The organism is Paenibacillus sp. JT31N11 (assembly GCF_056269285.1).
Window position 1 is genome coordinate 183,715 of the sequence record NZ_JBWDNQ010000011.1, and the last position, 13,738, is coordinate 197,452.

14 protein-coding genes are annotated in these 13,738 nt (G+C 54.3%); 9 read left to right on the plus strand and 5 right to left on the minus strand.

Annotated elements, in window-relative coordinates; all coding sequences use genetic code 11:
• The first annotated feature begins 174 nt into the window (after positions 1-174).
• Both AC0YNV_RS29570 and infC read left to right on the plus strand, forming a co-directional pair.
• Positions 175-1,239, plus strand: coding sequence for a metallophosphoesterase (locus AC0YNV_RS29570; protein WP_475771222.1), 1,065 nt, complete (start codon positions 175-177; stop codon positions 1,237-1,239).
• Between the two features lie 96 nt (positions 1,240-1,335).
• Positions 1,336-1,821: a translation initiation factor IF-3 gene (gene infC, locus AC0YNV_RS29575; RefSeq protein ID WP_475771223.1), complete on the plus strand. Its 486-nt coding sequence runs from the start codon at positions 1,336-1,338 to the stop codon at positions 1,819-1,821.
• A 283-nt stretch (positions 1,822-2,104) separates the two neighbouring features.
• Here the strand turns inward: infC and AC0YNV_RS29580 are convergent, their stop codons facing one another.
• Complete coding sequence (locus AC0YNV_RS29580; protein WP_475771224.1) at positions 2,105-2,320, minus strand: hypothetical protein; 216 nt, start codon at positions 2,318-2,320, stop codon at positions 2,105-2,107.
• Between the two features lie 78 nt (positions 2,321-2,398).
• Complete coding sequence (locus AC0YNV_RS29585; RefSeq protein WP_475771225.1) at positions 2,399-3,112, minus strand: FadR/GntR family transcriptional regulator; 714 nt, start codon at positions 3,110-3,112, stop codon at positions 2,399-2,401.
• Positions 3,113-3,350: 238 nt separating this feature from the next.
• Between AC0YNV_RS29585 and AC0YNV_RS29590 the strand changes: the two genes are divergently transcribed.
• Both AC0YNV_RS29590 and AC0YNV_RS29595 read left to right on the plus strand, forming a co-directional pair.
• Positions 3,351-4,766, plus strand: a complete 1,416-nt coding sequence (locus AC0YNV_RS29590; protein ID WP_475771226.1) for an FAD-binding oxidoreductase — start codon at positions 3,351-3,353, stop codon at positions 4,764-4,766.
• Positions 4,759-6,111: a (Fe-S)-binding protein gene (locus AC0YNV_RS29595; RefSeq protein ID WP_475771227.1), complete on the plus strand. Its 1,353-nt coding sequence runs from the start codon at positions 4,759-4,761 to the stop codon at positions 6,109-6,111. Before AC0YNV_RS29590 ends, AC0YNV_RS29595 begins: the two co-directional genes overlap by 8 nt.
• A 606-nt stretch (positions 6,112-6,717) precedes the next feature.
• Here the strand turns inward: AC0YNV_RS29595 and AC0YNV_RS29600 are convergent.
• Entirely contained in the window at positions 6,718-7,377 is a 660-nt protein-coding gene (locus AC0YNV_RS29600; RefSeq protein ID WP_210043633.1) for a GntR family transcriptional regulator, read from the minus strand.
• A gap of 327 nt (positions 7,378-7,704) precedes the next feature.
• Between AC0YNV_RS29600 and AC0YNV_RS29605 the strand changes: the two genes are divergently transcribed.
• The 5 genes from AC0YNV_RS29605 (at position 7,705) to AC0YNV_RS29625 (ending at position 11,902) form a co-directional block, all read left to right on the plus strand.
• Entirely contained in the window at positions 7,705-8,823 is a 1,119-nt protein-coding gene (locus AC0YNV_RS29605; protein ID WP_475771228.1) for a mandelate racemase/muconate lactonizing enzyme family protein, read from the plus strand.
• Between the two features lie 17 nt (positions 8,824-8,840).
• Complete coding sequence (locus tag AC0YNV_RS29610; protein ID WP_475771229.1) at positions 8,841-9,626, plus strand: SDR family NAD(P)-dependent oxidoreductase; 786 nt, start codon at positions 8,841-8,843, stop codon at positions 9,624-9,626.
• Between the two features lie 114 nt (positions 9,627-9,740).
• Positions 9,741-10,781 (plus strand): zinc-dependent alcohol dehydrogenase, encoded by a 1,041-nt coding sequence (locus tag AC0YNV_RS29615; protein ID WP_475771230.1) that lies wholly within the window; start codon positions 9,741-9,743, stop codon positions 10,779-10,781.
• A 339-nt stretch (positions 10,782-11,120) separates the two neighbouring features.
• Positions 11,121-11,621, plus strand: coding sequence for a hypothetical protein (locus AC0YNV_RS29620; protein ID WP_475771231.1), 501 nt, complete (start codon positions 11,121-11,123; stop codon positions 11,619-11,621).
• Positions 11,622-11,671: 50 nt separating this feature from the next.
• On the plus strand, positions 11,672-11,902 hold the full coding sequence (locus tag AC0YNV_RS29625; RefSeq protein WP_475771232.1) for a hypothetical protein: 231 nt from the start codon (positions 11,672-11,674) through the stop codon (positions 11,900-11,902).
• Here the strand turns inward: AC0YNV_RS29625 and AC0YNV_RS29630 are convergent.
• Entirely contained in the window at positions 11,883-12,695 is an 813-nt protein-coding gene (locus AC0YNV_RS29630; protein ID WP_210043608.1) for an MBL fold metallo-hydrolase, read from the minus strand. The two genes, AC0YNV_RS29625 and AC0YNV_RS29630, sit on opposite strands and share 20 nt — an antisense overlap.
• A 303-nt stretch (positions 12,696-12,998) precedes the next feature.
• Complete coding sequence (locus AC0YNV_RS29635) at positions 12,999-13,691, minus strand: PspA/IM30 family protein (RefSeq protein ID WP_475771233.1); 693 nt, start codon at positions 13,689-13,691, stop codon at positions 12,999-13,001.
• Positions 13,692-13,738: the final 47 nt, after the last annotated feature.

Consider the following 13,738-nt stretch of genomic DNA (forward strand, 5'->3'; position numbering starts at 1 on the left):
GTCTATGATAAAATGACCGCCATATGCGATTGCCGTCCGGTAGCTGCCGGACGGTATTTTTATGTCCGCAGAACATTATGCTCCGGAAGAATAGGACAGCTGGACAGTAATAGTTTCCGGGAGGATGGATAAAGCTAAAGCATACACCCCTTTATTAAGGAGGGTTTATCGTTTATGCGGTTAATAACAGCACAGAGACGGTTTTCGGCATTATTGATCTGCTGTATGCTGGCCGGGCTTTTGACGCACGCCGTCTATGCGGAGGCAGGCGGAGAACTGGCGGGCCATAGTGAGGGCTGGCCATCCCATTTTCACTTTTATGCCCGAAATTCTTCTTCAATGTCACGGGAAGCCGTGGAACAGAAGCCTTACGATTTCTCTTTTGTATGGATGTCCGACACCCAGTATTATTCCGAGAGCTATCCATACATCTACAAAGGTATCGTCAACTGGATCGTGAGTAACCGGCAGGACATGAAGATCAAATATGTGATTCATACCGGCGACATCGTCGACGATGCCGGCAAAAAAAAACAATGGGCTGAAGCCGACAAGAACATGAGAGTCCTGGAGAAATCAGGCATTCCGTACGGCATACTGGCCGGTAACCATGATGTGTCGCAGCGCAAAGGCGATTACCGGCAGTACCGGAGATATTTTGGCGAACGCCGGTTCAAGAAGCAGCCTGCCTTCAGCGGCTCCTACCAGAATAACCGCGGCCATTATGATCTGATTTCAGCAGGCGGCGTCGACTTTATTCTGGTTTACATGGAGTGGGGGATCGGGGAGCCGGAGATCGTCTGGATGGATGACGTAATCAAGCGGTATCCGGGACGCAAGGCCATACTCAATCTTCATGAATATTTGCAGATCTCCGGCAGCCGATCACCGCTTGCGGATGAAGTATATGAGCGGGTTGTAAAGCCGAACAAGAATGTATTTGCCGTATTATCCGGTCACTATCACGCTGCGAAACAGCTGATTAATGCCATTGACGATAACGGGGATGGCGTGCCTGAGCGGAAGGTATATCAGATATTGGCGGATTACCAGAATGCCCTGAAAGGGGGACTCGGCTATATCCGGCTGCTCCAGTTCAGCGTGAAAACCAATAAAATCTACGTCAAAACATACTCGCCTTATCTGGATGATTATAATTTCTACGATCCGGTGGACCACCCGGGCAAGGATGAATTCGCGCTGGATGCGGATTTAACCCCAATGGGGAAGGGGAGCTGAGTGTATTCAAGACCGCCGTAATCATTTGCGGGCCGCTTCCGATCCATTCTATAATAGTCATAAGGATGCTGAATTGGAGAAGGAGCGACCGGGTACATGATTGTGAATGAGAAAATCCAAGCGGCTGAAGTTCAGCTCACCGGCTTAAAGGGCGAGGATCTGGGAGTTGTGCCGACGAGCGAAGCACTGGCCATGGCCAGGAAGCTGAAGGTGGATCTGGTATGCACCTCACTGATGAGCAGTCCGCCGCCCTGCAAGCTGATGAGCCGGGGATTGGCCAAGCAGGCAGCCGCTGCGGACAAGCGTGAGTCCACCAGAAAAGATCAGCCGGCGAAGCTGAAGGAGATCCGTCTGACGGCGGCCATCGAGGACCATGATTACGATACCAAGCTGCGCCAGAGCGAAAAGCTGCTCTCGTCGGGGAACGCTGTGCAGCTGGTTATCCGCCTGAAAGGGAAGGAAGGCCCCAAGGCCAAGGAGCTGCTTGAGCGGATGCTGAAGGATCTGGCTGCCTCCGGCAAGAAGGATACCGGCATTCAGGTCAGCGGCAAGCAGGCGGCAGTCCGCGTCAATCCGCTTTAAAACGCGGGTGAGCGGTGAAATCAAGAGATTGGGCAATATTGGTCTGAAAATAAAACAAACAGCTTCAACCGTCGAGGTTGGAGCTGTTTGTGTTCGAGAAGCTTTTACTCTTTACGACCCGTTGCTGCATGCGGTTCCTTCGGAGGATGGGCGCTGCTCCTTCTTAAAATACAAGACAGGCCAGGTTTCCACTATACGCTGCTTATATTTTTGGAGGGAAGAAACTTGGCGGCGCCCCCAAAGGTTACCGCTTCTTCTTGTGGAATGCGGAGTCTGCCTCTGTTTATTCCTGCCGTTCCCGCTTGTCTTTCTCCACCCGGGGCTTTCCCTCAAAGCTATGCTGAATGTTATCGACGATTTCCCCGACGGCTTCGCTTATCATATCGGTAACCGCGATGTCCTCGCGATCCCTCGGCGTGTTGATGCCTGCCTCTGTATTGGAGGTTGCATTATAATAGTCAGGATTGGTAATTTCATGCTCCGGTTTCTTCTTGTTCATGGGGTTCGCCACCTTGTCTGTATGTGATGGTAATAACTTACCCCAAAAAAAGCGGCAGCAATCTTGGCCTTGTTATACTCAGGACCGATTGGTCTTCTCATACAGCACCCGTTCCACCTTGGCGATATGAGATTCCATCAGCTGCGCGGCGAGGCGCTCATCCTGGTTGGCAATCGCTTCATAGATGCCGGTATGCTCGGTAAGCAGCCGTTCCGCAGAGCGAAGCTCGGCATAAAACCATAAAGCGCGCGTATCCTTCATGCTGTCATGCAGCTTCTCCGATAAGGAGCGGACAAGGTCGGTCAGGACCGGATTTTGCGCAGCCTCGGCAATTTGGAGATGAAACCGGACATCGGCCTGCTCGCCGGCCTGTTCATCGGACAAGTGCTCTCTCATCTCCTCAAGCGTTTCCCGCAAAAGCTGAAGATGGTTCTCCGAGCGGTGCTTGGCGGCGAGAGCGGCGCAGCCGGATTCCAGCACCTTGCGCACCTCAAGGATATGGCGCAGAGATTCCGCGCGGGACATCCATTTTGCAGCGTTATCCGGAGGCGGTGCCGGCTCAGGAGCCTCGGCCCTGATATAGGTGCCGCCGCCTTGGCGGATATCCAGCATGCCCACAGCCTTCAGCGCGCTGAGCGCCTCCCGGATGGTAGAGCGGCCGACGCCAAACAACGCGGCAAGCTCCACGACGGAAGGCAGCTTGTCGCCTTGCTTCCACTCTCCGGCGGCGATTTGCGCTTTCAGATCATTCATGACCCATTCGCTGCTTTTAAGCGGTCTTGTATTTGTCACCTGTATGTAGTCCTTCCCGTTGCTTCTTAAATAATAAGCAGGCGTGATCCGCGCTTTGACCCTTCAAGTGTCGTTCAATTCTCCTGAAGAGGGACACACGAGCCCTCCGAAACCTGCGCTTACAAATTATTGTACCCGTTTTTGATCCGGTATGGTATACTTTCGAGTAATAAAGTCATCAGATGACCTGATCAATTATTTTAATGCTGTTAAATGTTTTTTGGGAGGTTGTGGTTAAATGCTAGCTGAAGCAGTCAAGAAGGAGCTGCAGGCCATCATGGGCGACCAGTGGGTAAGGGACGACAAGGAAGCGCTCGTCACCCATTCGTACGATGGCACCCCAATGCTGCAATCGCTTCCGGATGGCGTGATTTATCCGGCCAGCACCGAGCATGTTTCGGAGACGCTCAAGGTGCTGAGCCGCCACCGTATTCCGGTGATCAGCCGCGGCTCGGGCACCAATCTGTGCGGCGGCACCGTGCCGGTGAATGGCGGCGTTGTAATGGTCATGCACCGGATGAACAAGATTCTGGAGGTTGACCTGCAGAATCTCACGGCGACTGTGCAGCCGGGACTGAATACGAAGCAGTTCAGCACGCATATCGAGGGGCTGGGGCTGTTTTATCCGCCGGATCCAAGCAGTATGGCAATCTCTACTATCGGCGGCAATATAGCCGAGAATTCCGGGGGGCTCCGCGGTCTGAAATACGGCACCACCAAGGATTATGTGCTGGGGCTGGAAGCGGTTTTGCCGAGCGGCGAAATCATCCGCACAGGCGGCAAGCTGATGAAGGATGTGGCGGGCTATGATCTGACGAAGCTGCTCGTCGGCTCGGAAGGAACGCTCGCCGTTATTACGGAGGCGACGCTCAAGCTGATTCCGCCTCCCAAGTACAAGAAAACGATGCTGGCGATGTTCAAGGATATCTACGGCGCGGCGCGGACCGTGTCCAGCATCATCGAGAACCGGATCATACCGGCGACCCTGGAGATTCTTGACCGTCCGACGATCCGCGTGGTGGACGATTTCGCCAAGCTGGGACTGCCGCTGGATATGGAGGCGATTCTGCTGATCGAGCAGGATGGCGACGAAGAGACCGTCGAGCGGGATATTCAGCGGATATCCGAGATTTGCCGCGCCGAGAATGCGGACCGGACGGAAATCGCGGCGAATGAAGAGCAGGCGCTGAAGCTGCTGACAGCCAGAAGGAGCGCCTTCACCGCCCTTGCCCGTCTTCGCCCGACGACCATTCTGGAGGACGCTACTGTGCCGCGTTCCAGGATCGCCGATATGGTGCTGGAAATTAACAGGATTGCCGAGAAGCATAAGGTTCAGATTTGCACATTTGGCCACGCAGGCGACGGCAATTTGCACCCTACGGCGACGACGGACGCTCGCGATCAGGATGAGATCCACCGCGTGGAAGCGGCCTTCGAGGATATCTTCGAAGCGGCGATCCGCCTCGGCGGCACCATAACCGGGGAGCATGGAGTAGGACTGGTCAAGGCGCCGTTCCTGGAGTGGAAGGTCGGTTCTGCGGGAATGACCGTCATGAGCGGCATCAAGCAGGTCTTCGATCCGGACGGACTGTTGAATCCAGGCAAAATGTTCGCCAAAGCGGCGCGTAAACGGGTGGTGATTGAGCATGGCTAAGCAGCTGCCGGAACCGGGAATGACGGTTTCCCTTGTAGAAACCTTGCAGAAGAAGTTGGATTACGATGAATTGATGAATTGCATGCGCTGCGGCTTCTGTCTTCCTGCCTGTCCCACTTTCAGGGAGACGGGGCTTGAAGCGGAATCGCCGCGCGGCCGGATTGCTCTGATGAAGGCCGTAGTGGACGGCGTCATGGAGCCGGATCATGCTTTTGAAACCCAAATGGATCATTGTCTGGGCTGCCGCGCCTGCGAGCCGGCTTGTCCGGCCGGCGTAAAATACGGGCAGCTGATCGAGCAGACACGCGATGCCGTGGAGGACCATACGGTCCGTCACCGCTGGTGGATGAAGTCGGCGCGCAAGCTGGCATTCGAAGGCTTGTTCCCGCATCCCCGCCGGATGCGGCTGCTTGGCGGCGCACTGAAGGTCTATCAGAAGTCAGGCCTGCAGAAGCTGACGCGCAGCACCGGAGTGATGAATATGTTCCCCGGCCATATGAAGAATATGGAGAACATATTGCCTGAAGCCTCAAGCGCCGGAGTCGTCAAGGAAATTGGCGTCCGCCACCCGGCCAAGGGCGAGCGGATCGCAACCGTCGGACTCTTCCGGGGCTGCATCATGGACGTTATGTTCACAAAGACGAATGTGAACACAGTACGGCTTCTGACGGAGGCGGGATTCGAGGTTGTCATTCCTGACGAGCAGACCTGCTGCGGGGCGCTCCATGCCCACAGCGGCGAGGCTGACGGCGCGCAGAAGCTGGCAATGACCAATATCCGCGTATTCCGCGAGGCGGGCGTGGAGTGGATTGTGTCCAACGCAGGAGGCTGCGGGGCGCTGCTCTGCGAGTACGACCATCTGCTGCATCATGACCCGCAGTGGAAGGAGGATGCGGCCTGGTTCGCATCGCACTCGGTGGATGTAGCGCGCCTCATTGTCGAGCACGGCCGATTGCCGAAGTTCGAGCTGAAAGAGGATGAGTCTGCCCGCATCACTTATCAGGACTCCTGCCACATGCGCAATGTCATGAAATCCTCCGACGCCCCGCGCAAGCTGATGCGCAGCGTGGATGGCGCGCAGTTTGTGGAAATGGTGGAGTCGGACCGCTGCTGCGGCTCGGCGGGCATATACAATTTGACGCAGCCGGATATGGCCAATCAAATTCTGGACCATAAAATGGAGCATGCGAAGAATACAAGCGCCGGCTACATGATCACGAGCAATCCCGGCTGCCTCCTGCAGATGAAGCTGGGTATCAGCAAAAGTGGATTGGACAAGGAAATGCAGGCCGTCCATTTGGTTGATTTTCTGTATGAGAACATGACGCCGGGCGGGAACGGGTAACCGGTTCTTGCATGGCTGCTGTTTCGATGCAGGCTATAAGCCAGTGAAAGCGGCGTTCCGACCCGGGAATCTGCGAATGCTCCCCATTTTTCGCTTCAAGAGCAGCACCAAGAGCCTCCAGCTTCATCGTATAGATGGGTTGGAGGTTCTTTTTTGATTTTTCGCATCATAGATGGTCTATATTCAAGGTTGATTTTGATTTACATAAATACATGAGTTAACTCTCCTGAGAGAAATCCAGCATTCATTACTCCAATGAGGAAAAATCGGCTTACAACGGTTCGACGAGGGAAATTGGCGACTCTAAGCCGGAAAAACCTGCTTGGAGTCAGCAGGAGGGAATAGTGGGCTTGCCGGCATATGCTGTAAAGAGGAAAAACCGGCTTACAGCGGTTCAACGAGGGAGATTGGTGTCGCTAAGCCGGAAAAACCTGCTTGGGAGGCAGCATAAGAGGTAGTGAGAACAGACTTCCTCAAATGCGCAGCAACGCCAACTCTGAGCAGTGCTGGTGTGCCAGCAAGGTATGCCGCATGCAGCAGCAGACTGCCGCAAGTTCCTTACTTCACTGCACAGAAGACCACATAGTCAGCCGATTTTGGACCATTTCACTTCGTAAAACAAAGCAAATTTTCGTCGCCCTCCAGATGCTTGAGGACCGCCTGCTGGATTTGCTCGGGATCTTTGGTTCTGAAAGCATCCAGAAGGGCTTGATGATCGCTTTCGATATGACTCAATTCATAAAAAGGAAGATTCTTGGAAAAATGCAGGCGGATCTGATTGACGATGCTCTGCCAAGTCAGCATTACGGTACGTTCTGTCGCCATGTCCAGAATGGTCTGGTGAAAAAGCAGATCCAAATCCACGAGCCGGGAATTCTTGCCTTGTTCCACAGCGTCGCGCATCTCGCCAATGATCTCCTCCAGTTTCGCAAAGAAGGCATCATCCATTTTATCCAGATAGCGCCGAACGACGAACGATTCAATATGGAAGCGGATGGGAATCAAAATATTTTGAACCTCTTCGGCATCCAGATCGGCGACGACGGTTTCTTTATAAGGAAAAGAAATCAGCAGCCCTTCCCGCTCAAGCTGCCGGATCGCTTCACGGATAGGACCGCGGCTGACGCCCATCTGCTCGGCAATATCCATCTCCTTGATTCGCGCGCCGGGCTGAAGATGCCCGTTCAGGATCGCTTCCCGCAGGTCGTTGGTCACTTTTTCCCGCAATGAGGTATTGGCTTGCTGTTTGAACGTGAATTCAGCCATGTCAGTAAATTCCCTTCTAATTTTCAACAAAATGATCGGATAACATGTAGTATACTTCGAAACCGGGAAAAAATCACGAGGTTGAAAATTGTCAACAACGCCGCAAATGTAGTTAACCAAATATTGTTGACAATATTTAAATAGAGGACTTAATATAATAACAATGGATAAAAATGTTCTATGCAAGCAGATTAACGTCTGGTCAGGGTCATAAGATTAATCCGCCAAACAGGTAAGGGCATTAATAGTTAACCCGTAACCAATCATTTATCTCTTGATATTTACAGCCAGTCATCCATCCCAAATAAGGAAGCGCGGTGAGCATCCATGAAAATTACAGAGGTTGAATCCATTTATTTGAGAATTCCCGATCTGGACGCAAGCAAATGCGACGGCACACAGGATACATTAATGATCCGTATCCACACGGATGAGGGTATAACGGGACTGGGCGAGGTTGACTCTGTTCCACTCGTGGCGAAAGCGGCAATTGACGCACCGCCTTCTCATTCGATTGCAACGGGCTTGAAATCACTGCTTATCGGGGAGAACCCGCTGGAAATCGACCGGCTCTGGGATAAAATGTACCGGGGAACGATTTATTTTGGCCGCAGCGGACCGGCTATTCATGCGATGAGCGGCATTGATATGGCGCTATGGGATATTATGGGCAAGCACGCGGGCCGACCGGTCTCCGAGATGCTTGGCGGCATGTACCGCTCACAGCTCAAAGCCTATGCCAGCTCGCTGATGCCGGACACGATCGGGGAAGCTGTCAGGCTCGCCGGCCAGTTTGTCTCTCAAGGCTACCGGGCGATGAAGTTCGGCTGGGGGCCGATCGGCCGCGATGCCAAATTCGATGAGCAGCAGATCCGCTCCATCCGCGAAGCTGTAGGCGATGATATTGATATCATGATCGACGCGGGGCTTGCCTGGGATTTGAAGGGTGCGCTGAAGATGGCCGAAATCTATGAGAAATACGGCGTGTATTGGCTGGAGGAGCCGCTTCACCCCGAGGATATCGCGGGTTACCGGGCGCTGTCGGACCGCACTCATTTGCATATTGCCGGCGGCGAGCAGGAGAGCGGCGTTGCCGCCTTCCGCCGGCTGATAGAAGACGGTCATCTGGATATCGTTCAGCCGGACCTTGGACGCTGCGGCGGCCTGACGGAAGGCAAACGCATTGCATATATGGCGCATGAGCGTCACAAGAAGGTCGTTCCGCATGCATTCAAGACAGGAATTCTGGTCGCGGCAAGCACGCATTTTGCAGCTTCGATACCCAATGGCTTCATGATTGAGCATACGGTGTCCACCTCTCCGCTTTCGAGGGAGCTGGTTGCGGAGCCGATTGTCTTCAAAGACGGTTATGTGCAGGTGCCGAAGCTTCCGGGGCTTGGCGTTACGGTGGATGAAGCGGTTGTCGAGAAATACCGTGTGAAGTAAGGGAGGCGACAAGGGCGATGGCTAATATGCGCAGATTTGAAGGCCAGGTTGCGCTCGTAACGGGTGGAGCGACTGGAGTCGGATACGCCACGGCCAGCCGGTTTGCTTCCGAAGGGGCAAAGGTTGTTATTACGGGCAGGCGCGCCGATCTGGGCGAAGCGGCCGCCCGGACTTTGACGGAGCAGGGGTTCGCAGTGGAATATACCGCCGGAGACGTCTCGGATGAGCTGTCGGTGAGCGGCATCTTTGCCGATGTGGAGCGAACCTACGGCAGGCTGGATATCCTGGTGAACAATGCAGCGGCGTTTCAGCCAATCCGTTTTCTTGGCGCGGACCGGACCGCCTGGCGCAAGGTGTTCGACATTATCGTAGACGGCACCTATTTCTGCACGCAGGCAGCGGCCCAGCTGATGATAGCCAACCGTATTCAGGGCCGCATCATCAATGTCTCTTCCATCAACGGCGCCCGTGCGCTTGAGGAATCGTCGCACTACAATACCGCCAAGGGCGCGATGGACCAATTAACCCGCAACACGGCGCTTGAACTGATGGACGAGGGCATCCGCGTGAATGGTGTCGCGCTTGGTTTCATTGACACGCCGATGTCGGTCGTGGACGGGGTTAAGGAGCATGAGACGGAATGGTTCCAATCCATTTATGCCGCACGCGGCAAAATCATCCAAAGACGCTCCGGGCAGCCGGAGGAAGCCGCCGGAGTCATAGCTTTTCTCGCGTCGGAGGACGCCTCGTACATATGCGGTGCGGTCCTGCCGGTAGACGGCGGGTTGTCCGTCACGTTTTGACCGGACCATACGAAAATGAGCTTGTAACCCTGTTGTTTATCGGGCATATCCGCCCGTATTTTAAATATTAAACGCGATGTTGATACGAATTGCTCGAAGGAAGGAGATAATCGAATGCAAGCACTTATCTATGAAGGTCCCCGATTGATGAATATGAGAGAAACGGAAGAGCCCGTGGCCGGTGAGGATGAGGTCGTGATCCGGGTTGCCTTTTCGGGTATTTGCGGTTCGGAGCTAAGCGGGTATCTGGGCAAAAACTCGCTCCGCAAGCCTCCCGTCATATTCGGCCATGAATTTTCCGGTACCATCGCCTCGCTGGGCAGCCGGGTCGAGGCATCCGGTCATTGGGCTGTGGGCCAGCGTGTAACGGCGAACCCGCTAGTCACCTGCGGACAGTGCGGGAAATGCCTGAGCGGCAGGCAGCAGCTGTGTGTGTCGCGCAAGCTGTTGTCCGCCGCGCTTCCGGGGAGCAATGCGGAATATGTGAAAATTCCGGCTGCTTTCCTCCATGCGCTGCCTGGCGGAATGAGCCTTCAGCAGGCGGCTATGGTCGAGCCCGCCGCATGCGCGGTCAGGGCCGCAGAGCTGGCCGATGCGAAGCCGGCATCGGCGGTGCTGATTCTGGGCATGGGGCCGATCGGGCTGCTTACCCTGCAAGCCGTGCTCCAATACGGCGCCAGAGAGATTATCGCCGTTGATATGAACGAGGAACGTTTGGCGATTGCGCGCAAGCTTGGGGCAGCGCACCTGATCTGCCCGTCGCAGACCGATACGCTGGAAGAGGTCAAGCGTCTTACAGGCGGAGCAGGCGTCGATACAGCCATTGATGCGGTAGGAGCGGGATTGACGCGCAGGCAGTGCCTGCTCGCATGCGCATCGGGCGGACGGGTTGTGTTTACAGGCCTGCATGAGGAGGAATCGATGCTGCCGGTGAATGTGGCGATCCGCAGCGAAATTTCGCTGACAGGGTCTTTTGCTTATTCGCAGCTTAATTTTCGCACAGCCCTGAGCTGGGTGCACGAGGGACGGATGGGTCTTGCGGACGGCGTTGTCGAAGCGCCTCTTGGCGAAGGGGCCAAGTGGTACGAAACCCTCTTGAACCAGCCCGGCCATGTGTCCAAAGTGCTGCTGGTTCCAGGAAGCGTCCGCAGGTGATCGCACATGACTGCCAGCGTCAAGGACACGTGGAGCTGAGTGTCCATTGGACGTCGTCAGCCGGGATAAACGGTAAGCTGCGCCATTATTGCCACCGTGTATGAAAGGCCTGCATCCATGGGTCATTCCGGTGAAGTGGTTGGACAGCCGTCATGCAATGCCACACCGCATGCGGGGAGCTGCTTGGTGCGGAAAAAATGCGGAGGCTGCCCGGGGCCGGATGAGGGAATAAGAACTGCAACTCAAGCAGCAGGAGCGCCATGCAAGCTTTCGTAGGAATGCGGCTCTGTGTTATACTTACAAGCAAAATTGAACCGTGATCCTGGAGGCTGTAATGGAATGCTTAGTTTTGAAGAAAAGCTTGCGATAATTGAATCCTTTCCCCAGCTGGAGCGAAAAAACGTCTCGCTGGGACGTGTAAATTTCCACTTTGAAGAAAGCGTCCATGACAAGAAGATCGTTGTTTATCATCTGCATCCGGGCGGCAACGGGTTTGTTTATGCGGGACTGCTAAGGGGTTATGAGACCGATGAACGGGGCTTCGCGAATATCCGCGAGAGCTCGGCGGAGGAGCTGCGCTCCCTGATAGATGAGTCGATTCATTCGCTGTCCATGAAAGTGCCGCAGGCGCCGCAGCCCAAAAGCCGAAGGAAGCAGGCTGCGGCAAGCCAAGAAAGCGGGCAGGCGGGCAGCTGGAAGGGGCCGGATGATCAAACTCTGGATCTGAGGCTGGAGGACGATCTGTGGTATGTCTATGCCGGACTGAATCTTGAAATGGTTTTTGAAACCTACGATGAAGCGGAGCAGTATTTGCAAGAGGAAGGCTTCGAGCCGTCATAAAGAGACCAAAAGCCCGGTGCATGAAGCTCAAATAGGGGTGCCATGATACTTTGCTACAACTTCCTGGGGAAGAAACGGCTGCTCCGTCAAAAGACGGGAACAGCCGTTTCTTTTTAGAATCTAAGAAAGTAGAAGATTCCTTTTACTTTGCTTATATTTCTAAGAAAAGAAACTTGCTGCTACGTCAAAAGGACGGCGAGCAAGTTTCTTTTTGTTTTGTCTCGTTTAAACAAGCGGCTGAACGGGGCAGCCTGCCGCCGGTCACTCGCGCAGCAGCTTGATGTTGTTCTCATGCCGGCGGGTCAGACTTAAGGAATAGCGGTAGCCCTGCCGTTCCACAAACCGTTCAAAAGGCTGCCGGCTGCCGGAAACCGCCTCTGCTTCAGCCAGATCCAGATAGGCGAGGGAAGCTTTCACGCGCCGCTCCATCTCGGCCTGCTTCTCCGTCACGGAGCCGTGACCCGGAATCATGACGCGGACCGATCCGCCCGCAACCAGACGCTGCATGGTGTTCAAGGTCTCGCGGTACTCGGGGAAGCTGTAATAGACAAAAGGGAACTCGATGTCAGAGGCATAGTCTCCGGCGATAAGCAGTCCCAGCGGTTCAACAACGGTCAGGATGCCGTCCGGATTATGACCGTGTGCGATGTAGAAGGTTAATTGGGTATTGCCGATATGCAGAGTTTGACCTTCTTCGCGGATGACATAATCAACAGGAGGGTAAAGCAGTTCATAAGGCCGGTCCAAATAAGCTTCATCGTCATAAAGCTGGACATCCCGGATCGCCTGTTCCTGATCGGTTTGCTCGGCAAAGGCTTGTCCGGCGATCGTAATGGCATCCGTGAAGGCTCCATATCCGGCGATGTGGTCAAAGTCGGAGTGGGTGAAAAGCAGGTAAAGCGGCCGGGAATCCCTGATTTCATCAATATGATGGCGCAGCGCCTGAATTTCGGAGGGCAGATAGCCAGGATCAACGAGCAGCACCAGATCATGTGTTTCAATGATGGTGGTATTCATTCGGTACATCATGCTGCTGTAAACCGAGATGAAGCTTCGTTTATAGATGATATTCATGTCATACTCGACCTCCCCGATCATAAGACAACAGTTCCCCCGTTCGCGTGTTTTGGTACCCGCAAGATGATGGATTGATTAACCGCTTACGCTGGTTCTTCTATTTTACATGCTGTGAGGGGATGTTGCTACACTTTATGCATGCTTAACATGCACGAAGCCTCCCTTCGGACAGGCACGATGACTGCTGTGCTTCTCCGGGGGAGGCTATTTCCTTACCGCTTCTATATGATCGCTATAACTGCAATTATAGCGGAGTATGCACGCCTCGGGGTCTTAGGCGTTTTTCAAGAGGACGATTCGTCAAGCCTGCGTTCTCTTGCGAAGCTGCTCCAGCTGCTCATTGATGAGTGAATCCTTCGTCGACTGCTCCTCGGAATCCGAAGGATATGAACCTGCGGCGCCTGCTGCTGCGGCATAGCCGTAAGGCGTTTTTTTCACCTGGGAATAGGCTTCCCATTGATTGATTTTGTCTTCCATCCGCTGAAAGCCGCGCGCGGCGGTGCCTTCCTCGAAGCCATAGCTGAAGCTTGGCGTGGATGTATGGGATTTGGCCTGCGTTTGCTGCATGCGGGCAACCAGATCGTCGCGTTTCTTCTGCATGACTTTCAGCTCAGCCTTGGCATCCTCCAGCCGCGGCTTCAGCTCGGCAATCCGGACCTTCGCATTTTCCTGCCACGCTGCGGCCTCATGTGACTTCTCCGTATAATGCAGCTTTGCCGAAAGCGCTTCGCGGGCTGCCGTCTCATAACCGTTCGTCATCGCTTCAAGCGCCTTCGCATCATACATGTCCGCAATCCGGCCTGCCTCTTCCGCCTGCTGTCCATGCACGCGGACCGCAGCCTCCTGCTTGTGAAGCTCTGCCTGCAGGCCGTCGATTTCACTTTGCATATTGCGTACGTAATGATTCAGCATCATGCCCGGCTCTTCCAGCTTATCCATCAGCTCATTCGCTGCTGCTTTTGTCATATCAAATAGTCTGTTTAAAACTCCCATTGTTCATACACTCCCTTATCATGTTTGGTTTTGAAATCCGGTGTTCT

Excerpts from the sequence above, each read along its gene's own strand:
- infC (WP_475771223.1), top strand. The coding sequence starts at position 1,336 with ATGATTGTGAATGAGAAAATCCAAGCGGCTGAAGTTCAGCTCACCGGC.
- AC0YNV_RS29570 (WP_475771222.1), top strand. The coding sequence starts at position 175 with ATGCGGTTAATAACAGCACAGAGACGGTTTTCGGCATTATTGATCTGC.
- AC0YNV_RS29620 (WP_475771231.1), top strand. The coding sequence starts at position 11,121 with ATGCTTAGTTTTGAAGAAAAGCTTGCGATAATTGAATCCTTTCCCCAG.
- AC0YNV_RS29590 (WP_475771226.1), top strand. The coding sequence starts at position 3,351 with ATGCTAGCTGAAGCAGTCAAGAAGGAGCTGCAGGCCATCATGGGCGAC.
- AC0YNV_RS29605 (WP_475771228.1), top strand. The coding sequence starts at position 7,705 with ATGAAAATTACAGAGGTTGAATCCATTTATTTGAGAATTCCCGATCTG.
- AC0YNV_RS29600 (WP_210043633.1), bottom strand. The coding sequence starts at position 7,377 with ATGGCTGAATTCACGTTCAAACAGCAAGCCAATACCTCATTGCGGGAA.
- AC0YNV_RS29630 (WP_210043608.1), bottom strand. The coding sequence starts at position 12,695 with ATGAATATCATCTATAAACGAAGCTTCATCTCGGTTTACAGCAGCATG.
- AC0YNV_RS29580 (WP_475771224.1), bottom strand. The coding sequence starts at position 2,320 with ATGAACAAGAAGAAACCGGAGCATGAAATTACCAATCCTGACTATTAT.
- AC0YNV_RS29610 (WP_475771229.1), top strand. The coding sequence starts at position 8,841 with ATGGCTAATATGCGCAGATTTGAAGGCCAGGTTGCGCTCGTAACGGGT.
- AC0YNV_RS29615 (WP_475771230.1), top strand. The coding sequence starts at position 9,741 with ATGCAAGCACTTATCTATGAAGGTCCCCGATTGATGAATATGAGAGAA.
- AC0YNV_RS29595 (WP_475771227.1), top strand. The coding sequence starts at position 4,759 with ATGGCTAAGCAGCTGCCGGAACCGGGAATGACGGTTTCCCTTGTAGAA.
- AC0YNV_RS29635 (WP_475771233.1), bottom strand. The coding sequence starts at position 13,691 with ATGGGAGTTTTAAACAGACTATTTGATATGACAAAAGCAGCAGCGAAT.